We start from the raw sequence: 20,357 nt of genomic DNA on the forward strand, positions 1-20,357 counted from the left end.
TGTCAGGGATAGGGCGCTGCGCAGGCAACGCCCTATCCCTGCCAATGGTTGGCAGGGAAGGCAGGCTCAGAACTTCAGCTCGCCGGTGAGGATGAAGCGACGCTTCTGACCGGGCACGGTGAACGAACCGTTGTCGTAGATCGAGTCGTAGTACGTCTTGTTGAACAGGTTCTGCACGTTCAGGCGGACGCCCCAGGTTTTCTGGTCGTAGGACACCATGGCATCCCAGCGCACGTAAGCCGGCGCGGTATTGGGATTGAAGCCGCTGGGCTGTCCGTTGGTGGTGAACTGCGCATTGGCCGAGGCATTCGACGGGTTGTAGCCGTAGCGTTCGCCCTTGGCCTCGGCGCCGCCGCCGACCTTCCAGCCGCCGCCCAGCTTGTAGGTGGACCACAGGTTGAAGGTATACGGCGGTGTGTTGCGCGGCCGCTTGCCGACGAAGCGCGGATCGCCGACGTTGCCGTTGGATTGCTCGGCGACTTCGAGGATGGTGGCGTCCATCAGCGCCAGTCCGGCGAAGATCTCCCAATTCGGCGTGATACGGCCGGCGGCTTCGAATTCGATGCCGTCGGTGCGCCGCTTCTTGGTCAGGATGGACGCGGTCGATTCGAGGTCGGTGTTGCGTTCCCAGTTCTTGATCGCACGGTAGAGCGCGGTGCGGAAGGAGAGATCGCCGTCGAAGAACATCCACTTCGCGCCGACCTCGTAGACCTGGCTGGTCTCGGGCGGCTGCGGCGTGGCGGTCAGCTGGTAGAGGTCGGCCGTGGGGCTGAACGAATCGCTGTAGCCCACGTAGTAGTGCGCTTCCTTCGTAGGCTGGTACGACAAGGCGGCGCGATAGCTCCACTCGCCGTATTCCAGGTGCGGCGAGGCGGCGCTGGAATAATCGGCATCAAGCTCGTCGCGGCGCACGCCCAGCGTGGCTTTCCAGTCCGGGATGAACTCGACCGTGTCCTGTGCATAGAGGGCGTAGGAATTGCCGGTGAAATTGTTCAGCTGTGCGCCTGTATATGACTCGACGTAAGGGAGGAAGACAGGCGGATTGCCGGCCGTGGTACCGCCCAGATTCTGCAGGCCTGAGCGGTGGCTGTTCTCGTGCAGATACTCGACTCCGGTGAGGAATTCGTGCTTCATGCCCAACGCCTCGAATTTCCGGCTGTAGTCGGACTGGAGCGTGAGCGTTTCGTAGTCCGTCGAGCGCGTCGTACCTGCGTTAGGACTGGCGCCGTTGAGGCCGGTCGTGCCGGGCGCATCGGTGGCGCTCGGCTTGCGCGCCCAATAGCTGCGTTCGTAGTCGCCGTAGCGGATTGTGGTGCGCAACTGGCTGTCATCGGCGAAGCGGTGCGTCCAGATTCCGGTGGAGACATTCACGTCGCTGTTGTCGAAGTTGCGGTCGATGCCCCAGAAATAATCGACCGGGAACGTGGTATTGGGGCGGTGGGTGGCGTTGTCGAACGAGAAGCCGTAGTCGGGCGTGTCGCGGTTGCGCATGTACAGGTGCGAGAAGGTGAATTCGTCGTCGGTGTTCATGCCGAGCGCGAGGCTGACCTGTGCACCGCCGCGGTTGACGTCGGGTTCCGCGCCACTGGCGGGGTTTTCGCGCCAGCTGCCTTCGTCGCGTTTCATCAGGTTCACGCGTACCGCGCTGTGCTCACCCAGTTGCTTGTTGAGGTCGGCGGTGACTTCGGTGTAGTTGTCGGTTCCCACGCTGCCGGTCAGTTTGTAGGCATCGGCAAGCTTGGGGGTCTTGGAGACGAGGTTGATGACACCCCCGGCCTGGCCGCGGCCGAACAGCATCGAGGCGGAGCCGCGCAGCACGTCGACCTGCTCGAGGAAGAAGGTTTCGCGGTTGTATTGCGCGGTGTCACGAATGCCGTCGAGGTAGACGTCGCCGAAGGTGTAGAAGCCGCGCAGCATCATGTTGTCGCCGGCGCGGCCGCCTTCGGCGGCGTTGAAGGTGAGCCCCGACACGTTGCGCAAGGCATCGCGCAGCGAACCGACATGTTGCTCCTGCATCAGCTGCTGGGTCACGACGGTGATCGCCTGCGGGATGTCCTGCGGGTCCTGCTTGGTTTTGCCGACGCGGGTCTGCGTGCCCTGGTAGCCATTATTGACCTCCATGGGGTCGGATGTGTCTTCCACCTTGACGGTCGGCAGCGTGGTTTGGGCGGTATTCGCCGGATCCGCAGTCTGTGCCAGTGCGGCGGGGGCCAGCATCATGAAAGCGAGCGAAGCGGCAGCCGGCATGGCGGCTGCGGGTTGCAGGCGCGCCATCAGCTGGCGCAGGATGCCCGAGGGCGGGCGCGGTCGTACGTGGGACATGGTTTGCTCCTGGTCTGAATGATCGACTGGCTGGCGGAGCAAACGCTTGGCTGGCTGGCGGTTGAAAAAAACGGAAGGCGGCGGGCATGGGTCATCCCCAACCCGCCGCGACGGCGAGGTGATACACGATGAAGCACGCGAGCCAGGCCAGGCCGAACAGATAGCCGGCCATGACGAGCGGCATTTTCCAGCCGCCTGTTTCGCGCTTGACGGTGGCGAGCGTGGACAGGCACTGCGGCGCGAAGACGAACCAGGTCAGCAGCGACAGCGCGGTGGCGAGGCTCCAGCTGTGCGCGATCAGCGGTGTCAAGGCTTGTGCGGTGTCGTCGCCGCTGGCCGACAGGGCGTAGACGGTGCCGAGCGCGCTGACCGCCACTTCGCGCGCAGCCATGCCGGGAACCAGCGCCACGCTGATCTGCCAGTTGAAGCCGATGGGCTCGAATATCGTGGCGAGGCCGCGGCCGAGCGTGCCGGCGAGGCTGTATTCGATTGCCGGACCGGTCGCGCCTGCGGGCGGAGCGGGGAAGCTGGCGAGGAACCACATGACGACGGTGAGCGCCAGGATGATGCCGCCGACGCGCTTGAGGAAGATGGACGCGCGCTGCCACAGGCCGATGGCGATGTTGCGCGGTGTTGGCCAATGGTAGGTCGGCAGTTCCATCATCAGCGGCCGCGGCAAGCCGCGGGTGGTGAGGCGCTTGGCCAGCCATGCGATGCCCATCGCACTGATCACGCCGGCGACGTAGAGCCCGAACAGCACCAGGCCCTGCAACTCGAACACGCCGGCCACGTCGCGCTTGGGGATGAAGGCGCCGATCAGCAGCGCATATACCGGCAGCCGCGCCGAGCAGGTCATCAGCGGCGCGATCATGATGGTGACGAGGCGGTCGCGCGGACTGGCAATGGTGCGCGCGGCCATGATGCCGGGGATCGCGCAGGCGAAGCTGGACAGCAGCGGGATGAACGAACGGCCCGACAGGCCCACGCTGCCCATCAGGCGGTCGAGCATGAAGGCAGCGCGCGGCAGGTAGCCCGACTCCTCCAGGATCAGGATGAAGAAAAACAGGATGAGGATTTGCGGCAGGAACACCAGCACCACGCCGGCACCCGCGATGACCCCGTCGACGAGCAGACTGCGCATCCATCCATTGGGCAGCGCAGCGGTGACGCCGTCGGCCACCCATGTGGTGGCCGATTCGATCCAGCCCATCGGCGCCTCGGCCCAGCCGAACACGGCCTGGAACATCAGGAACAGCACCACCATGAGCAGCACCATGCCGATGACCGGATGCAGCACCACGCGGTCGATCCGGTCAGACAGCGTGTGCGGCGCGTGCACGTCGAGGCCGAGGCTGACGAGGATGCGCTGTACCGTGTCGTGGTCGGCTTCCACCGTGACGGCCGGGGCGTCGGTTTCCGGTGCGGGGGTGTGCACGGCATCGCCGCGCCAGGCCTCGGCCGGCGCATCGAGCAGCGTACGCAGGGCGGTTGCGCCGTCCTTCCTGACCGCGACGGTCTTGACCACGGGCACGCCGAGTTCGAGGGACAGTTTGTCCACATCCACGTGGATGCCGCGCCGCGCCGCCAGGTCGGTCATGTTGAGCGCCACCACGCAGGGCAGGCCGAGGCGTTTCACGGCCAGGACGAGGCGGAGATTGCGCCGCAAGTTGGTGGCGTCGACCACGCAGACGACGCGATCCGGGCGTTTCTCGCCGCGCGCGCGACCCATCAACACGTCGACCGTGACTTGCTCGTCGGGCGAGCGCGGATTGAGACTGTAGGTGCCCGGCAAGTCGAGCACGCGCAGCGCCTTGCCCGCCGCCGTGAGGTAGCGGCCTTCCTTGCGTTCGACGGTGACGCCGGCGTAGTTCGCCACCTTCTGCCGGCTGCCCGTCAGGACGTTGAACAACGCGGTCTTGCCGCAGTTTGGGTTGCCCACCAGGGCGACCAGCGGCCCGCCGCGATGCACATGAACGACGGCGGATTGGGCGTGGTCGCGGCGGACCGAATCGTGGCAGGCGCTCATGCAGCCCCCGTCGCGTTATCCAGCAACGTGACTTCGATGCAGGCAGCCTCGGCGCAGCGCAGGGCGAAGGTGGACGAGCCGACGCGTACCACCAGCGGATCGCCGCCTGGCCGCGCGCGCGCCATCAGCATCACTTTCTCGCCGGGGATGAAACCCAGCTCCTGCAGCCAGTCGTGCCATTCCGGCGCGTGCTCGGGCGTGTGGATGCGCTCGATGCGGCAAAGCTGGAAATCGTCCGAACGGTCAAGAGTGAACATGTCTGAGAATCCCGGAACGGTTCAATGGGCAGCGGTTTTCGGTTCGGTGACGAACCCGAGCTTGCTGAGTCCCGCGCGTGCGGCGTCGGACATGATCTGGGCGACGTTGCGATAGGCGAGGTCGCCGTCGGCGCGGATATGGATTTCCGGCTGCGGCGTCTGTTGTGCGGCGAGGTCCATCTTCGCCTGCCAGGCGGTCGCGTCCACGGGTTCGGCGTTCCAGAATACCGAGCCGTCGGCCTTGATCGACAGGTTGACCGTCTCCGGCTTGTCCTCGTTGGGCTGGCTGGATGCCACGGGCAGGTTGACCTTGACCGCATGCGTCATCAGCGGCGCGGTGATGATGAAGATGACGAGCAGAACCAGCATCACGTCGATCAGCGGAATCATGTTGATTTCCGCGTTGTCGCCGTCGCCGGCGTCATTGAGCATTCCACCGAAGGCCATCATGCGCTCCTGACGGCCGGGGCGACGTAGACGCGCGGTACGTCGTTGTCGACGCGGGTGTTGTTGCGCACGCCGGTGGACATGAAGGCGAACAGGTCGTGCGCGAAGCCGTCCACCTCGGACAGCATCTGGCGCTTGGCGCGGTTGAAGAAGTTGTAGGCGAGCACGGCCGGGATGGCGACCGCCAGGCCGAGTGCGGTCATGATCAGCGCCTCGCCCACCGGTCCGGCCACCTGGTCGAGGCTGCCCGAGCCGCTCATGCCGATGTTGACCAGCGCGTGGTAGATGCCCCACACCGTGCCGAACAGGCCGACGAAGGGCGCGGACGAAGCGATGGAGGCCAGCATGGTGTGACCGTATTCCAGGCGCGCAGTGTCCTGGTTGATCGCGCGGCGTAGGGCACGGGTGAGGAATTCGTCTTCAGAACCCGACTCGATCAGGCGGGCGCCGGTCTTGCCGCGGAACTGCTCGGCTGCCTTGAGGCCGTGATGGGTGAGATGCGAGAACGGATCGTTGATGCCGTTCTTCTGCAGATAGTCGCCCACGGCCGCCAGCCCGGATGCATTCCAGAAGCGTTCCAGGAAGGCCTGCGCGTTCTTTTTCATGCGCCAGTTGGCGATGCTCTTGGGCACGATGAGGTACCAGGTGATCACCGACATCACCAGCAGGATGGCGAGCAGAAAATGCGCGAGCATGTCGGCCTGGGCGATGAAGTGTGCGAGCCCCAGTTGAGCGGGGTGAGTGGCGGTTTCCATGGTTTAGCTCCTGAGGGTGAACTGAATCGGCACGATGACCCACGCGGCCACCGGTTTGCCGGCCTGGCGGGCCGGTTCGAATTTCCAGCTGGACTGGACGGTTTTCCGGGCCGATTCGTCGAGCCGCGCATACCCGCTGCTCTTGACGATTTCCAGTCGGGCGACGCTGCCGTCCGGGTTGACCAGGATGTTCAGCCGCACCACGCCTTCCTCGCCGAGGCGCTTCGACAGCGCCGGATAGGGTGGCTTGGGGTTGTCCAGATAGTCCGCGGGCCGGGGCGGTATCGGCGGCGGCGCGGGTTTCGGCGCTTCCGCCACGACCGGTGCGGGCGGCGGTACCACCTCGGGCACCGGCACGGGTTCAGGGTCGGGTTTGGGCGCCTCGACGACGGGTTGCGGCGCGGGAAGCGGCTTCTCGGCGATCAGCACCGGAGGCGGCGGCAGCGGTTTGACGAGCGGCTTCGGCGGCTGCGGCCGGGGCTCGGGTTTGGGCTGCGGGTCGGGCTCTTTCACCTCGGGCTCGATCAGGCTTACTGTAATCGGTCGCGGCGGCGTGACCGGTTCGGGTGTGCTGGCAACGAACAGCAGCGCAGCCAGCAGGCCGGCATGCGCGAGCGCCACACCGGCAAGCGACGCACGCGACAGCCGGGCCGAATAAGGTAGCGCGGTAGCCGCGAAACGCACTGCGTCCCGCAGATCGGCTTTCATGGCGGAGGGGGCGGTCAACGAGGGTGTCATCCCGGATAAATTCAGTTCCATTCAGGGTCTCGCCGAGCGATCATCCCAAGGGCTGCGCGGTTGCTTCCTCCCCACGACACGTTCGGGCGAATCAAGTTTCGGCGATGTGGTAACAATGCAAAGAATGATAATAATTCGCATTAAACAAGTCAATTGATTCGTTGCGGCTAATCTTCCCCAACCGCCAGGAAGCGATATTTGGCGGGACCCAGGTACGTAGCCGGACCTGCGTTTAGGATGCGGCGGAGCGGTTCTTGCCGTGCGTGGGGCAGGCGGCGTGATTGTCCGCTCGAAGGGCGGGTTCCGCGCTGTCGATGTGGGTCTCGATCGGCCTGGCGAACGCATCACGCGCAAGGCCCATGCCGTTCAACATCCAGACGCCGACCCAGGTACGGGTGAACCGCTCGAAGCTGGTTTGGTCATCCCAGGCCAGCAGCAGCGTGAAGGCGTCGCGCCGGTCGCGCGGTTCCACGAAATCGTGGGCACGCAAGCCGGCGGTATGGGCCAGTGCATCGCGCGCAGCCTGCCAGGCGTGGCGGAACGTATCGCGATGGCGCGGCAGTACGTGAAAACGGTAGGCAATGGTGAGCATCAGACACCCTCCCTGTGGAATGACGAAAACGATCGGGAAGCGCGCATGCGGTTGCGATTCATGCCGGCCCGCCCTTCAAGCCGTGCGCCAGGAAGCGTCTGGAACGCTGCGTTGTCCGTCGTTCAGGATTGGACGAGGTATGCCTGCGCTGCGTCGTATTGATGGGTGCACTCACGGGAGTGGGTTCGGCGCGTTCGATGTCGAGATCGTCGGCGAGACTGCGGCAGGCTTCGCGCTCGGCAGGGCTGAGGCTGTCGTACTCGGCGGCGCGTTCGAGCAGCAGGCGGGCGGCGGCCTTGTTGCGCGCGCAGGGCTGGCGCAGCACGACCAGCGCAGCGACGAGGAGGGAGGCAACGGGCGAAGGTGTCATGGCGGATTCCTCAGGCGACAGCGACGAAGGGCTGGCCGGGCTGCCATTCGCAGGCGGTGAGCTCGCCGCTTTGCAGGGCGTGCGGCAGGCGCAGAGTTTCCTGCGCCGAGCGGCCGACATTGAGGTCGTTGACGGCGATGCTCATGACCTGGCCTTCGGGGTTGACGATGAAGATGGTGCGTACCGCCACGCCACTGTCGGCAGGCACGCCGAAACCCTGCGCAAGCTTTCGCGAGACGTCGCCGAGTATGGGGAATTTCACTGCGCCAAGCCCGTGCCGCACCCAGGCGCGATGGGCGTGCGCGGAATCGACGCGGCCGTCGGGCAAGTAGGCTTCGCAGGTGACGTCGGGGATCGTGTTGCCAATCGAGATCATGTGGGCTCCTAGTCAATCAGTGCAGGATGTGGTGCGTGGGACGCATGGGCGTGGCGGTCGAGACCGCGCGCCATTCGAACGACAGTCGCCGGCAGGCATCGGCCAGGCGGGGGCTGTCCGCTCGGTCGTGCATCCAGGCGAGATGCTGTTCGATCATGCGCGCGAGCTTGCAACAGCCGGTTTGCCGGTAGCGGTGCATCAGCCATAGCGTGGCGGCGATGACGATTTCGTGGGTGTCGTGCTGCTGCGGTGTGTTCATTGCCAGTCTCCTTGCAGGTGCGGGCTGGCTGGCGCGGATGCGCGGGCGGGCGGGATTGGGGCGGCCTCGTGGCCTGCAGGCCGGGCCTGCGAACGGTTTATTTGGTGAGAATCAGCTTGCCGTTCTTGGTGATGCGCAGGCGGTAGTGCTCGCCTTTGTGGCTGATCAGGATTTCCTGACTGCCCTGGAATAAAAAATCCGCCGGGATGATCCCGGGCGGACAAGTCCGCGTTCCAGGCTCGACCGGAAGACGAATGGAGGAGGAGGGCGCATTCGGCATGGCGTGAGGATCCTGTGCGTTTGGTTTGGGGTTCATTCGAGGAATCGCTAATCAGTGTGTTACGAATAATAACGATTCTCATTTATATGTCAAGCGCTCACGGGAAGAAACTCGGCATTGAAACGAAAAAAGCCCGCGCATGCGGGCTTGATGGGTGCTGTACGACGGGTCGTTACGTCTACGGCTTGGTCAAATCCTGATCGGTAGAGACGAGCCTGATCGATCAATCAGGCCTGACTGCATGGGTCAGGGGCGCGATTCTGTCATCGACGCCGGCGTGGGGTGTCCATTCGCCCCGCACCAGCGGTGCGATGTTCAACACCTCGGGCTGTAGCGTGACGTGGGCGATGCCGTGCTGCTTCGCAAGCATGTCGCGGGCTGCGGCCAGAATGTGCAGCCAGTTTGCAAGATCGCGGATATCGAGGTGCGCGGACAGGGCGACGGTGCCCGACGACAGCGTCCACACGTGCAGGTCGTGCACGCGCTGTACACCAGGCAGGGCGGCGAGGTCGTGCCCGACGGATTCGAGCTGGATCTGCAGGGGTACGCCCTCCATCAGCACGTGTACCACCTCGCGCAGCAGCCGCAAGGCCGAGACCAGAATCAGCACTGCCACCAGCAAGGACAGCAGCGGGTCGATCGGCGTCCAGCCGGTGGTGACGATCACGATGCCGGCGCTGATTGCCGCCACCGAGCCGAGCGCATCGCCCAGCACGTGCAGCATCGCGGCGCGGCTGTTGAGGGTGTGTTCGCCGCGGCTCAGGATCCATGCGACGAGCAGGTTGATGCCGAGGCCAATGACGGCGACACCGATAACGGTACCGCCGGCGATCGCGTGCGGGGAACTGAAACGGTCGATGGCCTCGTGCACGATATAGCCGAGCAGGACCAGCATCATCAGGCTGTTGAACAGCGCAGCCAGTACCTCGGCCCGCACCAGGCCATAGGAGTGCCGGATGCTGGGCGGCCGACGTGCCAGCCAGGCCGCCGCCGCGGCCAGGCCCAACGCGGACGAGTCGGTGAACATGTGCGCCGCATCGGACAGCAGCGCGAGCGAACCCGACCACCAGCCGGCCAGGGCCTCGACGCCGGTGAACGACAGCGTCAGCAGCAAGGCGAGGATCAGTTTGCCGTTGCCTCCTTCATAGGACGCATGCGCATGGGCATGATGCACGCCGTGGCCATGACCGTGGTCATGCGCGCTGTGGGCGTGATTATGAGCGGCCACAGTAATCCGTCGGGTCGACTTGCAGGTTGAGGGTCGCGCTGTCCAGCCCCAGCCCGGCGATGTGGTGCAACGCATTGACATAGCGCGCCGACTCGCGCAGCTGGGTCAAGGTCTGCGGGTGCGGGTGGCCGTGCATCCGGGCCAGGCGTGCACGGGACGGGGCGGGCCAGTCGACCTTCAGGTTGGCCAGCACGTCGTCGGCCAGGTCGGGCCGGTTGCAGACCAGCGCCATGTCGCAGCCGGCTTCCAGCGCCGCCGTCACGCGCTCGACCACGCCGCCGGCCACGGCGGCGCCAGCCATGCAGAGATCGTCGCTGAACACGGCTCCGTCGAATTCCAGCTGGTGCCGCAGCAGTTTCTGCAGCCAGACGCGCGAAAACCCGGCCGGCTTGTCGTCGACATTCGGGTAGATCACATGCGCCGGCATGATCGCCGCCAGCCCGGCCTCGATCATCAGGCGGAAAGGCACCAGATCGGCCACAGCGATATCGGCCAGGGTGCGGGGGTCGACCGGAACGTCGACGTGCGAATCCGCCACCACGAAGCCGTGACCCGGGAAATGCTTGCCGCAAGCGGCCATGCCGGCGTCCTTCAGGCCCAGCATTACGGCCTGGCCCAATGCGAACACCGCATGTGGGTCGGCATGAAAGGCGCGGTCGCCGATGACCGACGAGGCGCCGTAATCGAGGTCGAGCACCGGCGCGAAGCTGAAGTCGACGCCGTGTGCACGCAGTTCGCTCGCCAGCACGAAACCGGTTTCGCGTGCGAGGTGTTTCGCCTGTTGCGGATGGGTATTCCATATTTCCCCGAAGGTGCGCATCGGCGGCAGGCGGGTGAACCCTTCGCGGAAGCGCTGCACCCGCCCTCCCTCGTGGTCGACGCCGATCAGCAACGGCGCGGGCTTGAGCGCGTGGATCTCGGTGGTCAGTGCGGCCAGTTGGGCCGGGTCGCAGTAGTTGCGGGAAAACAGGATCACCCCGCCGACCAGCGGGTGGCTCAGGCGGCGGCGGTCGTCGTCGCTGAGCGCGGTGCCTGCCACGTCGAGCATCAAAGGGCCCAGCGTCATGTCCACTCCAGTAAGAACAGTGTCACGGTGTCTCCAGAATCACAAAAGCCAGGATGAGATCGCTTTCGTCGGACAAGGACACATGATGAGCGCTTATTCCGCGTGCCGCCAGCCAGGCATCCAGTTCGGGCGCGCATTGCAGGAAGGGCTTGCCGTGCGCGTCGCGCAGCACGGCGATGTTGCGCAGCGTCACCGGTGCACGCAGGCCGGTTCCCGCCGCCTTGGCGAAGGCTTCCTTGGCGGCGAAGCATTTGGCCAGAAAGCGCGCCGGATCACGGCTGGCACGATAGCCGGCCTGTTCGGCCGGGGCAAGAATGCGCTCCGCATACTGCGTGCCGAAGCGGGCCAGCCCATTGCGGATGCGCTCGGCGTCCAGGAGATCGGTGCCGATGCCGTGGATCATGGCGACACCTTGACCGGCAAGCCGGCAGCCCGGATAGCGTCTGCGAAGGTGTCGAGCCATGCGGCGGGCAGGGCGGACAGCCGGTCGGCCTGCGGCTGCATCGAGGGGCGTGCGAGGCCATAGAGCAGCACGCCTCGGACGGGAATCCGCTGCACGCGGATGCGTTCCACTGCATTCAGATAGGCCGCCTGTTCGGCGGCGGATGGGGGCGCGCCGTCGCGTGCGAATATGCAGGTCTGCAACCAGGTCGGACACAGGCGCGCGGTTGTGATCAGGCGTTCGAATTGCCTGTCCGGCGCGATGCGCGTCTGGTTGATGGCGCGCATGCCGCTGGCGGTCGCGCTGTCGAACTTGAACCACACCTCGCCGTTCAATGCGGCCATTTTCCGCAGACCTTCCTGGACGCGCGGCCGGTCGGCCAGGCTGCCGTTGGTGATCAACACCAGTTTGATTTTCTCGATCAGGTCGAAGTCCGCCATCACCCGGCCGATGCATTCGATGACCTGCGGAAATTCCCGGGCACTCGTCGGTTCGCCGTTGCCCGACAACGCGATGTCGTTCAGGCGTCGTGCGCCCTCGGGCACGCGCGTCTGCATGAAATCGCCGTGGAGAATATCGGCGAGCAGCGCGTGCAACTCGTTTTCAAGTTGCGCCAGATCGATGTCCGGCGCGGTACCGCGCGTCAGATTCGGTACCTGGCAATAGACGCAGGCCCAGTTGCATGCGTTGTTGGGGTTGAGATTGATCCCGACCGACACGCCACCGGCGCGGCGCGAGACGACGGGATAGGCGTATGTCATACCCGCGCTGTCGCGGTCGTGGTTGGTGGAGGTGAGCTGGGCAGACACGTTGCGGGGCGGGAATGTACGAGCGCCCATTCTACTTGAGCCGATGTCGAACCGGGCTTCGATCCGTTGCACGTGAAGGCCTGCAAATCAATGCAACTGGTGGGGTTTCCACATCAGCACGGCGTAGCGTTGCTGGCCCAGCCGTCGGGTTTTCGGGTCATATACGGAGTAGACCAGTTGCCGGGTCTGGTCGGGCGGGCCGAACAGGGTCCGGGCGGCGGCAGGACAGGCGAGCGCGTCGGTCACGCCGAAACGCAGGGTTCCACACACGGCAACCCGGTTGCCCGATTCCAGTGCGCGGGCGTCGATCCAGGGAGACTGGGCGAGATCGGGCCCGGCGAGATCAAACCCATACAGGCCATGCGGATGATCGGGCGAGTAGAAGCTCAGGATATAGGGCAGGGGAAACGTCCCGGCTGCGTACTCGACGGGTTCGGCATAGGCATCGTGGTACAGGCGCGTCGCGTCCTCGGCAATGCGCTGCGGCAGCGCGTAGGCCGGTTGCGCGGGATAGGCGCGGTACTGTCTGTCCCAGATCGCGGCCGCAACAAGCGTCGCCAGGAGATAGATCAACCCGACCCGATAGATTCGTCGTGCGAGCCGTCCGCTGTCGAAACGGGGGGGCGTGAGATCGACCAGGGCCCAGCCGAGGAACATGAGGGCTGGAATCAGCCAGGACGACACGGGACTGATTCCCTGCGCGAGCGCGGCCAGCAGGGTCAGTGCGACGCTTATGGACAGAATGTTCAAGCCCAGCCGGGGCGGTCGCAGCGCTTGATCAAGCGGAACGGTGGGAAGTCGAACGAGGCTTGCGCCCCAGGCCAGCAAGGCGATGCTGCTGAATGCCAGTACGCCCACCAGAGCGACGCCATAGGCTCTGGCGCCATCCGTTGCGCCCAGCACTTCATGCGCTTCGTGCATGTAATGCAGGCTGGGCCAGCCGTGCCGGATAGACCAGGCAATATGCGGTGAGACCAGCAACAATGCGGTTGCGCTGGCGATGGCCGTGCCTTTGAGCAGCGGGATCAGCGGGGGGCGCAGGCTGATCAGGATGGCCAGCCCGATCGCCGCGATGAGCACGAGCGCATAGTATTTGGTGAGCAGGGCAGCGGCGGCGAACGCACCTGCAAGGACGAACCAACGGGCGCGGCTCCGCTCGACCGCATGCAGCAGGCTCCAGGCGAAGCCGGCGACAAACGGCAGCAAGGCGGTGTTGGCGTTGTACTTGAATCCGCTGTCGGGGCCGAAATGGGTGCCCAGCGTGGTGAGCACCACGGCAACCAGCACCGCATCCCAGCTGAGGAGGCGCTTCATCGCCCGTGCCAGCAGCCCCAGCGCGATGGCCAGATTGACCTGGTTGAGCAGATAGTAGGCGTTGTCGCCGACCGGAAACAGCCTGAACCAGGCCGCGGTGATCCAGCCGAACAGCGGCGGATGCTTGTTGGTACCCCATTGCCATTCCATGCCCCAGGCGTAGTTTTCCACCATGTCGGCGCCGTCCAGGTAATGGCGGGTCGCAGCGAAAACGCCCCACCAGACGAGACAAAAGGCCAGGATGTATAGCAGGGTGCGACGAGCTGAGGCGTAATCGAGGTGAGCGTTCAACACGGGGATGCCGGAGCAGCGCGATCTGGAAGTCGGGCGCAGTATCCGGATCCCGGATTACGATTGGCTTACAGCTTCGTCTTCGAACCGGAATTCGAACAGTGCGCCGCCCAGCGCGCTTTTTCCCGCGGTGACGACCGCGCCGTGCTTGCGCGCCACTTCCTGCACGATGGCCAGCCCCAGGCCGCTGCCTTCCGCCGTGCTGCTTTCCGGCGCCCGATGGAAACGTTTGAAGATGAACGGCAATTCCGCTTCGGGGATGCCCGGCCCGCTGTCGGCCACGGAAAAGGTCGGCGGGAATGCCTGGACGGATGCGGTGACCGTCCCGTCTTCCGGGGTGAACTTGAGTGCATTCTCCAGCAGGTTCTTCATGGCCTCCTGGATCAGGACGGCGTTGCCCCGCACCGGGATTGCCTGTTCCGTGCCCTCGAAACCGAGATCGATCCGCCGGCGCGCCGCTGCCGCGACAAACTCGGCCGTCACCTCGCGCGCCAGTTCGGACAGGTCGAACAGCGCATGGGTCGCGCTTTCATGCGCTTCCGAGTGTGCCAACGCCAGCAGTTGGCGCACCAGATGGGTGAGCCGGGAGGCGGCTTTCTGCAGGCGGTCGTAGGTGGGCTGCGCGCACGGGCAGGCGGTATCCGAACGGGCCAGTTCGATTTCCGCCATCAGCACGGCGAGCGGGGTCTTGATCTGATGAGCCGCATCGGCCGTGAAGCGGCGTTGCTCTTCCTGTACCGCCCTGAATCTCATCAGCAGATCGTTGAGGGCGGTGACGACGGACAGCAGTTCCCTCGGGATATTGTCGACCGGGATCGCATCGAGGTCCTGGGCTGATCGGTGGGTAATGCGGCGGCGCAGGTCCTCGAGCGGGCGCAGTCCCTTGCTGATGCCAAGCCAGATGAGCGGGAGCGAGAGGATAAGGGAAAATGCCTGCGGCACGAGTACGCCGCGAAGCAGATGCAGGGTCAGTCGGTCGCGCCGGTTCGTGGTTTCCGCCACCTGGATTTCGAAGCCCGGAAGCTCCCCCCGCTCGCCTTTCAATACGGCGCGTCTCAGCTTCCTGTCGTCCAGGGAAATGGTGTCGAATGCCGCGCGCTTGTCGCCGCCGCTGCCCGTGGGTCCGTAGGTCAGGCGGCGATCCCCGGCAAGCAAGGTGCCGCGGGCGTCGTAAATGGCGAAATAACGCTGGTCCCGGGCGTCGCGGATGAGCAGGCTGAATCCCAGGGAATCCGGTTCGATCTTCCCATTGCTTTCCAGCGTTGCCGCCACCAGTTCCTCCAAGTCGTCCGTGATCTCTTCCAGGACGAGGTCGCGTTCCGTTTCCGCAAGATGGGAGGCATTGCGATAGGTGGTATAGGCGCTGACCGACAGCAGGACCACAAGCGGGATCAGCAGCCATCCCAACAGGGCGCGGGTCAATGTGGGGCCGGCGCGGCGCGTTTCAGTCAGAGGAGCCATCGGATGACTCGATCAGGTAGCCCAGCCCGCGCACGGTTCGGATGGTGATGCCTGCAGGCTCCAGTTTTTTGCGCAGGCGATGGATATAGACTTCGATCGCGTTTGATCCCACGGTCGCGTCCCAGCTGGAAATGGCGGAGGTCAGCGCCTGCTTGGAGATGACCTTTCCCGCCTTGTGCAGCAGACTGGACAGGACTTCCCGCTCGCGGCTGGACAATTCGATTTCGGCGTCGTCCAGAAAAACCTGCCGGCTCACGGTGTCGTAGCGCAGTCTGCCCAGTTCCAGGCTGGCCGACGCCGCGCCGCCGTGATGGCGCCTGACGAGCGCGCGCAGGCGGGCCTGCAATTCCGCGAGGGCGAACGGCTTGGACAGGTAGTCGTCCGCGCCGCTGTCCAGCCCCGCCACCCGATCGGCGATCGCCTCGCGCGCGGTCAGGATCATCACGGGTAGGTGACTGCCGTGTTTGCGCAGGCGCTTGAGCACGTCTAGTCCGTCCATGCGCGGAAGGCCAAGGTCCAGCACCAGGGCATCGTAGGTTTCGCTGCTGAGGGCAAGATCGGCCGCCACGCCGTCGCTGACCCAGTCGACGCTGTAGCCTTCCTGTCTGCATGCGCGCAGGAGCAGATCCGCCAGCGCAGGATCGTCTTCGGTCAGCAGGATGCGCATCGAGGCGTGTCGGAAATCGTGTAAGGAGTTTGAAAGGCAGTCAGGCGCATTCTGCATCAACCCATACTGGATGCGAAACCGGAACCGATGCGCCCACACAAGCTTCATCCCCACGATCTTTCCGTTCTGCCTGTTGCGGAATGGAAAACCTTCCCGTCGACGGCCGAGAAGAGCATGGCCGATCGACAGCATTTTTCCGTCCAGCCGCGCGACTGGATCCCCGGGCTATCGATCGTCATCCCGTGCTACAACGAAGCGGAGAATCTGAACCGCCTGCTGCCCCGTTTGCAAAGCGTGCTGCAGTCGCTGGTGACGGACTGGGAAGTCATCCTGGTGGATGACGGCAGCCGCGACGCCACGCACGAAGTATTCGCCTTCTGGTCGGCCCAGCCGGGATTCCAGGTCATCCAGCTGTCGCGCAATTTTGGCAAGGAGGCGGCGCTCACGGCAGGCCTGGAGTCGTCGCGTTGCGAAACCTGCCTGATGATGGACGCCGACCTGCAGCATTCGCCCGAGCTGATTCCCGCGATGCTGGCGCAATGGCAGCAAGGTTATGACGTGGTCTACGCCGTGCGCGAGCACCGCCGCGACGAAGGGATGTTCAAGCGTCTGGGCGCCCGCTGGTTCTACCGGCTGGTGAATGCCGGCGCGCGCTTCCAGGTGCCTGCGGATGCGGGTGATTTCCGTCTCATGGACCGGACGGTGGTCGATGCGCTGCTCGCCCTGCCGGAGCGCAACCGTTTCATGAAGGGCTTGTATGCGTGGGTGGGATTCAAGACCGCTGAAATTTCCTACGTGCCGGACGTCCGGGGCAGCGGACGCAGCACCTTCAACCCGTTTCATCTGCTACGGCTGTCCTTCGACGGCCTGACGGCGTTCACCACCTGGCCGTTGCGTATCGCCAGTCTGCTGGGCTTCATCCTGGCGTTGCTGGCGTTCGCCTATGGCGGCTACCTGGTCGTCGACTATTTCCTGCGGGGGATTGCCGTTCCGGGGTGGACCACGATCGTGGTGGGCCTGATGTTGTTTTCCGGGATACAGCTCATCGGGCTGGGCGTGCTGGGCGAGTATGTCAGCCGCATCTTCGAGGAGGTCAAGGGGCGCCCCTTGTACGTGGTCCGGCGCCGCGCTGGACGGGGCTTGCGGGATGCACAGCCATGATCGCGGGATGGAACAGGAAGGAAGCAGGACTGTTCCTGCTGGCGCTGGCCTGGCTTGCGTTGACATTGGGAGTCAGGCCGCTGGCCTTGCCTGACGAGGGTCGCTACGTCAGCGTCGCCTGGGAAATGCTGAGTTCGGGAAACTGGCTGTACCCCACCCTGAACGGCCTGCCCTTCTTCCACAAACCGCCCCTGTTTTACTGGATCACGGCGAGCAGCCTGGGGATGTTCGGCCTCCACGAGTGGGCAGCCCGCATGGCGCCGCTGTTCGGGGCCGGGATCGCGGCCTTCACCTTGTATGGCTTCGCCCTGCGGCAAAAAGGCACGACGGTCGCGCGCTGGTCCTTGTTGATCCTGGTGACTCAGCCTTTCTTCTTCGGCGCAGCCCAGTTCGCCAATCTCGACATGCTGGTGGCCGGCCTGATCGTCACGACCATCCTGCTGGCGGCTGAAGCGGGACTGAATGCGGAAAGGGATCTGCCCTACAAGAGCCTGCTTGCAGGCGCGTATCTGGGCGCGGCGCTGGGCGTTCTGGCCAAAGGGCTGATCGGCGCCGTGCTGCCGGGAATGGTGCTGGTCGTCTGGCTGACGTGGAATCGCCGGCTGGTCCTGATGCGCAAGCTGGTCTGGCTGCCCGGCCTGGCTATTTTCCTGCTGGTTGCCGTCCCCTGGTTTGTCGCCATGCAGGCGCGGTTCCCCGATTTCCTGAATTACTTTTTCGTCTACCAGCAGTTCCAGCGATTTGCCGAAGGCGGATTCAACAATCCCTTGCCGTTCTGGTTTTATCCGCCCGCCATCCTTCTCCTCATCCTGCCCTGGTCCTGGTGGCTGCCGGCCGCGTTGAAACGCACACGGCTGCAGGCCGAAACGAAGCCGACGATCCGCTCCCTGATGTGGATCTGGCCGGCCGTGATCGTGGGCTTCTTCTCCATTCCGTCCTCGAAGCTGGTGGGCTACGTGCTGCCCGTGCTGCCGCCGCTGGCCTATCTGATAGCCGAGGGTCTGGTACGTAAATGGGGGAATGTGCCGAACCCGCGTTTTCTGAAGGGGTTCGCGCTCGTCGCCGGTGTGGCGTGCCTATCCGCGATCGTGGCCAACAACCTGTTCAACCACAAGACGGACCGCCACTTGAGCAGCCTGGTCGCCGCGCAGCGGCAGGCAAGCGAACCCGTCATGTTCCTGCGGGAACAGTATTTCGACATGCCGTTCTATCTTGGGTTGACGGAGCCGGTCGAAATATTCGACGACTGGAGTGTGGCCAATACCTCGAAAAACGATAACTGGCGCAAGGTCATGGCCGACGCGGGAAAATTCGACCCGGAAAGGGCGAACCGGTTGCTGATCGACCACAGCCGGCTCGAGCATTTCGTGTGCAGCCACCCGGTCTCATGGCTGGTCGCGCCGAAAGGGACGGAGGGGGAATATCCCTACCTACGGAACATCGCACCGCTGGCGACCCACAAGTCGACCGTGGTCTGGCGGCTGACGCGCAGCGAGGTGTCGTCTAGGGGCGGATGCCGGCAAACGCCCAGCGACGACTCAGCAGATAAGTCACCACCGCTACGCACAGCAGGATGATCGCCAGCAGGAAATGATAGGGAACCCGGCTGGTGTGCAGCAGAATGGCATAGGCCGATTCATTGATGGCGAATCCCGCAGCGGACAACAGCAGGAAACGGCTGGCCGATTGCAGCACAGGTGCGTCGTGATCGGCAAACGTGAGCAGCTGGTGGCCGCCGTACGAGACGGTGAATGCACACAGCCAGCCGCCGACGTTGGCGACCAGGGGGGCGATGTGCATCTTTTCCACCAGCAGGATGACCGTGAGGAGATGGACGAGTGCGGCGGTACTGCCCACCAGGATGAAGACAACCGGGCGGTGACGAAGCAGAAACATGGGGAATTCGCCAGGGAAGATTCCCGGCATTCTACGGGATGACTACCCTGCTACAACCTGAACCGATATCCGCACGACGCGTCATCAGCGTGTGCGTGGACGACTTCGGCCAGCACGAAGGCATCAACCGGGCCGCGCTGGAACTGGCGGACCGGCGCCGCGTTTCCGCCGTGAGCTGTCTTGTAGACGGACCAGCCTGGCCTACGGGCGCACGTGCGTTGCGGGAGCGTACGAATGGCGTGGAGATGGGCCTGCATCTCAACTTTACCGAGGATTTCGGTCAGGGGGGGTGCCATGCGCTGGCCGGTCTGATTGCGCGTGCCTATGGCCGCCAGCTCGATCGCGTCCGGATCCGCATGGCGGTTGGTCGGCAGTTCGATCGTTTCGAGCAGGCCATGGGGCGGCTGCCGGATTTTGTCGACGGGCATCAGCATGTGCATCAGTTGCCCGTGATACGCGACCAACTCATTGCGGTCATGGATCAACGCTATGGTTCGGCCCGGCCCTGGCTGCGCTCGACGCTTCCGGCAGAGGGTTGCCCGCCGTCCACCGCATTCAAAGCGTGGCTGATCGGCCGACTTGGCGCAAAGTCATTGCACGCGCTGGCCCGCCGGCGGGGCTATCCGCAAAACAGTCATCTCGTCGGCGTATACGGATTCGGGCTTTCGGAAACGGATTATCTGCTGAGAATGAAAGCATGGCTCGCATGCGCAGGTGACGGCGACGTACTGATGTGTCATCCGTCTTTGCCATGGCCGGGCCAGGATCCGCTGCAGGATGCCAGGAATCGGGAATACCGGGCGTTGTCGGGCGAGTCATTTTCCGCGTTACTGGAATCTGCCCGGCTTGAAGTCGGGCCGCTGCAGGGCCGGTGGGCACCCGTGGTGAAAGAGGCAGGCGGGCGACGCGAATCTGGAGTCTAGCGGGGGCGGTGAGATTCGAACTCACGACGGACTACTCTTGACGTACTTTCAAGACCTGTGCAATCGACTACGCTGCCACTCCTCCAGCGTACGCCTTATTGCAATACAGCCTGGGTGAGAGGGACTGTATTTCTACACGTTCTGTTTTTTATTTTTACATCGTCCAGCCGATTACGGAAAATCCAGCCAGTAAAAATCCTGTCAAATCGACGGGATTTCATAAAACACTAATTCTTTCAATCGATCAGAAATGTTTGTAGTGTTTTTTCAATTGCTTCACGACTTCCCACTGCGACTTCAGGCCTTTAGAAAACTCCACATAGTCACCCGCCTTGATCGTCACGGTTTCGCCGCCTTGAGGTGTGACGGTGAATTCGCCTTCCAGTACGTAGGCTTTTTCAGTCATGGCGAAATCCAGAGGAAATTTGGATGGCGCGCAGTCCCAGATGCTCCAGCTGGTTACGCCCAGTTCTTTCAGTTTTTCTTGTGACGGGTTGTGATCGATAGTGATTTGAGTCATGACGTTTCCTTATGATTGAAATGGAAAATCTGCAAAAAAAATGCCGCAAACCGCGGCATACGTGTCTGGCGGAGGCGGTGAGATTCGAACTCACGGATGGCTTGCACCATCGCCGGTTTTCAAGACCGGTGCCTTAAACCGCTCGGCCACACCTCCA

Annotated in this window: 23 protein-coding genes and 1 tRNA gene; 3 read left to right on the plus strand and 21 right to left on the minus strand. The window is 64.0% G+C overall.

What is annotated here, in order from left to right; translation table 11 throughout:
• Positions 1-66 precede the first annotated feature (66 nt).
• From B058_RS0105950 to B058_RS0106035, 18 genes are all read right to left on the minus strand, one after another.
• Entirely contained in the window at positions 67-2,322 is a 2,256-nt protein-coding gene (locus B058_RS0105950) for a TonB-dependent receptor (RefSeq protein ID WP_018507563.1), read from the minus strand.
• A gap of 91 nt (positions 2,323-2,413) precedes the next feature.
• Entirely contained in the window at positions 2,414-4,348 is a 1,935-nt protein-coding gene (gene feoB, locus B058_RS0105955) for a ferrous iron transporter B (RefSeq protein ID WP_018507564.1), read from the minus strand.
• The gene (locus B058_RS0105960) at positions 4,345-4,605 is read right to left on the minus strand and encodes a FeoA family protein (RefSeq protein WP_018507565.1); all 261 of its coding nucleotides are present in this window, start codon (positions 4,603-4,605) and stop codon (positions 4,345-4,347) included. Before B058_RS0105960 ends, feoB begins: the two co-directional genes overlap by 4 nt.
• A 21-nt stretch (positions 4,606-4,626) precedes the next feature.
• Entirely contained in the window at positions 4,627-5,052 is a 426-nt protein-coding gene (locus B058_RS0105965) for an ExbD/TolR family protein (RefSeq protein ID WP_018507566.1), read from the minus strand.
• Positions 5,052-5,807 (minus strand): MotA/TolQ/ExbB proton channel family protein, encoded by a 756-nt coding sequence (locus B058_RS0105970; protein WP_018507567.1) that lies wholly within the window; start codon positions 5,805-5,807, stop codon positions 5,052-5,054. The genes B058_RS0105965 and B058_RS0105970 overlap by 1 nt, the downstream gene beginning before the upstream one ends.
• A 3-nt stretch (positions 5,808-5,810) precedes the next feature.
• On the minus strand, positions 5,811-6,566 hold the full coding sequence (locus B058_RS0105975; protein ID WP_245539265.1) for an energy transducer TonB: 756 nt from the start codon (positions 6,564-6,566) through the stop codon (positions 5,811-5,813).
• Positions 6,567-6,777: 211 nt separating this feature from the next.
• Positions 6,778-7,137, minus strand: coding sequence for an antibiotic biosynthesis monooxygenase (locus B058_RS0105980; RefSeq protein WP_018507569.1), 360 nt, complete (start codon positions 7,135-7,137; stop codon positions 6,778-6,780).
• Positions 7,138-7,195: 58 nt separating this feature from the next.
• Positions 7,196-7,507, minus strand: a complete 312-nt coding sequence (locus tag B058_RS0105985) for a hypothetical protein (protein ID WP_018507570.1) — start codon at positions 7,505-7,507, stop codon at positions 7,196-7,198.
• A gap of 10 nt (positions 7,508-7,517) precedes the next feature.
• Positions 7,518-7,883 (minus strand): redoxin domain-containing protein, encoded by a 366-nt coding sequence (locus B058_RS0105990; RefSeq protein ID WP_018507571.1) that lies wholly within the window; start codon positions 7,881-7,883, stop codon positions 7,518-7,520.
• Positions 7,884-7,899: 16 nt separating this feature from the next.
• Positions 7,900-8,142 (minus strand): hypothetical protein, encoded by a 243-nt coding sequence (locus B058_RS0105995; RefSeq protein WP_018507572.1) that lies wholly within the window; start codon positions 8,140-8,142, stop codon positions 7,900-7,902.
• 97 nt (positions 8,143-8,239) lie between these two features.
• Positions 8,240-8,458 (minus strand): hemin uptake protein HemP, encoded by a 219-nt coding sequence (gene hemP, locus B058_RS0106000; protein WP_245539266.1) that lies wholly within the window; start codon positions 8,456-8,458, stop codon positions 8,240-8,242.
• Positions 8,459-8,645: 187 nt separating this feature from the next.
• Positions 8,646-9,650: a cation diffusion facilitator family transporter gene (locus B058_RS0106005; RefSeq protein ID WP_018507574.1), complete on the minus strand. Its 1,005-nt coding sequence runs from the start codon at positions 9,648-9,650 to the stop codon at positions 8,646-8,648.
• Positions 9,637-10,716, minus strand: coding sequence for a beta-N-acetylhexosaminidase (gene nagZ, locus B058_RS0106010; RefSeq protein WP_018507575.1), 1,080 nt, complete (start codon positions 10,714-10,716; stop codon positions 9,637-9,639). The genes B058_RS0106005 and nagZ overlap by 14 nt, the downstream gene beginning before the upstream one ends.
• 22 nt (positions 10,717-10,738) lie before the next feature.
• Positions 10,739-11,119, minus strand: coding sequence for a holo-ACP synthase (gene acpS, locus B058_RS0106015; RefSeq protein ID WP_018507576.1), 381 nt, complete (start codon positions 11,117-11,119; stop codon positions 10,739-10,741).
• On the minus strand, positions 11,116-11,997 hold the full coding sequence (locus B058_RS0106020) for a radical SAM protein (RefSeq protein WP_018507577.1): 882 nt from the start codon (positions 11,995-11,997) through the stop codon (positions 11,116-11,118). Before B058_RS0106020 ends, acpS begins: the two co-directional genes overlap by 4 nt.
• 57 nt (positions 11,998-12,054) lie before the next feature.
• The gene (locus B058_RS17250) at positions 12,055-13,575 is read right to left on the minus strand and encodes a glycosyltransferase family 39 protein (protein ID WP_157265623.1); all 1,521 of its coding nucleotides are present in this window, start codon (positions 13,573-13,575) and stop codon (positions 12,055-12,057) included.
• 54 nt (positions 13,576-13,629) lie between these two features.
• The gene (locus B058_RS0106030; RefSeq protein WP_081616741.1) at positions 13,630-15,033 is read right to left on the minus strand and encodes a sensor histidine kinase; all 1,404 of its coding nucleotides are present in this window, start codon (positions 15,031-15,033) and stop codon (positions 13,630-13,632) included.
• Positions 15,017-15,700 (minus strand): response regulator, encoded by a 684-nt coding sequence (locus B058_RS0106035; RefSeq protein ID WP_018507580.1) that lies wholly within the window; start codon positions 15,698-15,700, stop codon positions 15,017-15,019. Before B058_RS0106035 ends, B058_RS0106030 begins: the two co-directional genes overlap by 17 nt.
• 87 nt (positions 15,701-15,787) lie before the next feature.
• On the opposite strand from B058_RS0106035, the gene B058_RS0106040 reads away from it, so the two are divergent.
• Positions 15,788-16,861, plus strand: a complete 1,074-nt coding sequence (locus B058_RS0106040) for a glycosyltransferase (protein WP_018507581.1) — start codon at positions 15,788-15,790, stop codon at positions 16,859-16,861.
• The gene (locus tag B058_RS16530; RefSeq protein ID WP_018507582.1) at positions 16,858-18,438 is read left to right on the plus strand and encodes an ArnT family glycosyltransferase; all 1,581 of its coding nucleotides are present in this window, start codon (positions 16,858-16,860) and stop codon (positions 18,436-18,438) included. The genes B058_RS0106040 and B058_RS16530 overlap by 4 nt, the downstream gene beginning before the upstream one ends.
• Here B058_RS16530 and B058_RS0106050 read toward each other — a convergent pair.
• Positions 18,365-18,757: a GtrA family protein gene (locus B058_RS0106050; protein WP_018507583.1), complete on the minus strand. Its 393-nt coding sequence runs from the start codon at positions 18,755-18,757 to the stop codon at positions 18,365-18,367. The genes B058_RS16530 and B058_RS0106050 overlap by 74 nt on opposite strands.
• A gap of 38 nt (positions 18,758-18,795) precedes the next feature.
• Between B058_RS0106050 and B058_RS16535 the strand changes: the two genes are divergently transcribed.
• Entirely contained in the window at positions 18,796-19,680 is an 885-nt protein-coding gene (locus tag B058_RS16535) for a ChbG/HpnK family deacetylase (RefSeq protein WP_081616742.1), read from the plus strand.
• A 244-nt stretch (positions 19,681-19,924) separates the two neighbouring features.
• Here the strand turns inward: B058_RS16535 and B058_RS0106060 are convergent, their stop codons facing one another.
• A complete protein-coding gene (locus B058_RS0106060; RefSeq protein ID WP_018507585.1) occupies positions 19,925-20,200 on the minus strand; it encodes a cupin domain-containing protein in 276 nt (91 codons plus the stop codon).
• Between the two features lie 66 nt (positions 20,201-20,266).
• A tRNA-Ser gene (locus tag B058_RS0106065) sits at positions 20,267-20,356 on the minus strand.
• Position 20,357: the final 1 nt, after the last annotated feature.

The organism is Thiobacillus thioparus DSM 505, from assembly GCF_000373385.1.
GTDB lineage: Bacteria > Pseudomonadota > Gammaproteobacteria > Burkholderiales > Thiobacillaceae > Thiobacillus > Thiobacillus thioparus.

What these genes read in the sequence shown, in the direction of transcription:
- B058_RS0105950 (WP_018507563.1), bottom strand. Translation starts at nt 2,322, where the DNA reads ATGTCCCACGTACGACCGCGCCCGCCCTCGGGCATCCTGCGCCAGCTG.
- feoB (WP_018507564.1), bottom strand. Translation starts at nt 4,348, where the DNA reads ATGAGCGCCTGCCACGATTCGGTCCGCCGCGACCACGCCCAATCCGCC.
- B058_RS0105960 (WP_018507565.1), bottom strand. Translation starts at nt 4,605, where the DNA reads ATGTTCACTCTTGACCGTTCGGACGATTTCCAGCTTTGCCGCATCGAG.
- B058_RS0105965 (WP_018507566.1), bottom strand. Translation starts at nt 5,052, where the DNA reads ATGGCCTTCGGTGGAATGCTCAATGACGCCGGCGACGGCGACAACGCG.
- B058_RS0105970 (WP_018507567.1), bottom strand. Translation starts at nt 5,807, where the DNA reads ATGGAAACCGCCACTCACCCCGCTCAACTGGGGCTCGCACACTTCATC.
- B058_RS0105975 (WP_245539265.1), bottom strand. Translation starts at nt 6,566, where the DNA reads ATGGAACTGAATTTATCCGGGATGACACCCTCGTTGACCGCCCCCTCC.
- B058_RS0105980 (WP_018507569.1), bottom strand. Translation starts at nt 7,137, where the DNA reads ATGCTCACCATTGCCTACCGTTTTCACGTACTGCCGCGCCATCGCGAT.
- B058_RS0105985 (WP_018507570.1), bottom strand. Translation starts at nt 7,507, where the DNA reads ATGACACCTTCGCCCGTTGCCTCCCTCCTCGTCGCTGCGCTGGTCGTG.
- B058_RS0105990 (WP_018507571.1), bottom strand. Translation starts at nt 7,883, where the DNA reads ATGATCTCGATTGGCAACACGATCCCCGACGTCACCTGCGAAGCCTAC.
- B058_RS0105995 (WP_018507572.1), bottom strand. Translation starts at nt 8,142, where the DNA reads ATGAACACACCGCAGCAGCACGACACCCACGAAATCGTCATCGCCGCC.
- hemP (WP_245539266.1), bottom strand. Translation starts at nt 8,458, where the DNA reads ATGAACCCCAAACCAAACGCACAGGATCCTCACGCCATGCCGAATGCG.
- nagZ (WP_018507575.1), bottom strand. Translation starts at nt 10,716, where the DNA reads ATGACGCTGGGCCCTTTGATGCTCGACGTGGCAGGCACCGCGCTCAGC.
- acpS (WP_018507576.1), bottom strand. Translation starts at nt 11,119, where the DNA reads ATGATCCACGGCATCGGCACCGATCTCCTGGACGCCGAGCGCATCCGC.
- B058_RS0106020 (WP_018507577.1), bottom strand. Translation starts at nt 11,997, where the DNA reads ATGGGCGCTCGTACATTCCCGCCCCGCAACGTGTCTGCCCAGCTCACC.
- B058_RS0106030 (WP_081616741.1), bottom strand. Translation starts at nt 15,033, where the DNA reads ATGGCTCCTCTGACTGAAACGCGCCGCGCCGGCCCCACATTGACCCGC.
- B058_RS0106035 (WP_018507580.1), bottom strand. Translation starts at nt 15,700, where the DNA reads ATGCGCATCCTGCTGACCGAAGACGATCCTGCGCTGGCGGATCTGCTC.
- B058_RS0106040 (WP_018507581.1), top strand. Translation starts at nt 15,788, where the DNA reads ATGCGCCCACACAAGCTTCATCCCCACGATCTTTCCGTTCTGCCTGTT.
- B058_RS16530 (WP_018507582.1), top strand. Translation starts at nt 16,858, where the DNA reads ATGATCGCGGGATGGAACAGGAAGGAAGCAGGACTGTTCCTGCTGGCG.
- B058_RS0106050 (WP_018507583.1), bottom strand. Translation starts at nt 18,757, where the DNA reads ATGTTTCTGCTTCGTCACCGCCCGGTTGTCTTCATCCTGGTGGGCAGT.
- B058_RS16535 (WP_081616742.1), top strand. Translation starts at nt 18,796, where the DNA reads ATGACTACCCTGCTACAACCTGAACCGATATCCGCACGACGCGTCATC.
- B058_RS0106060 (WP_018507585.1), bottom strand. Translation starts at nt 20,200, where the DNA reads ATGACTCAAATCACTATCGATCACAACCCGTCACAAGAAAAACTGAAA.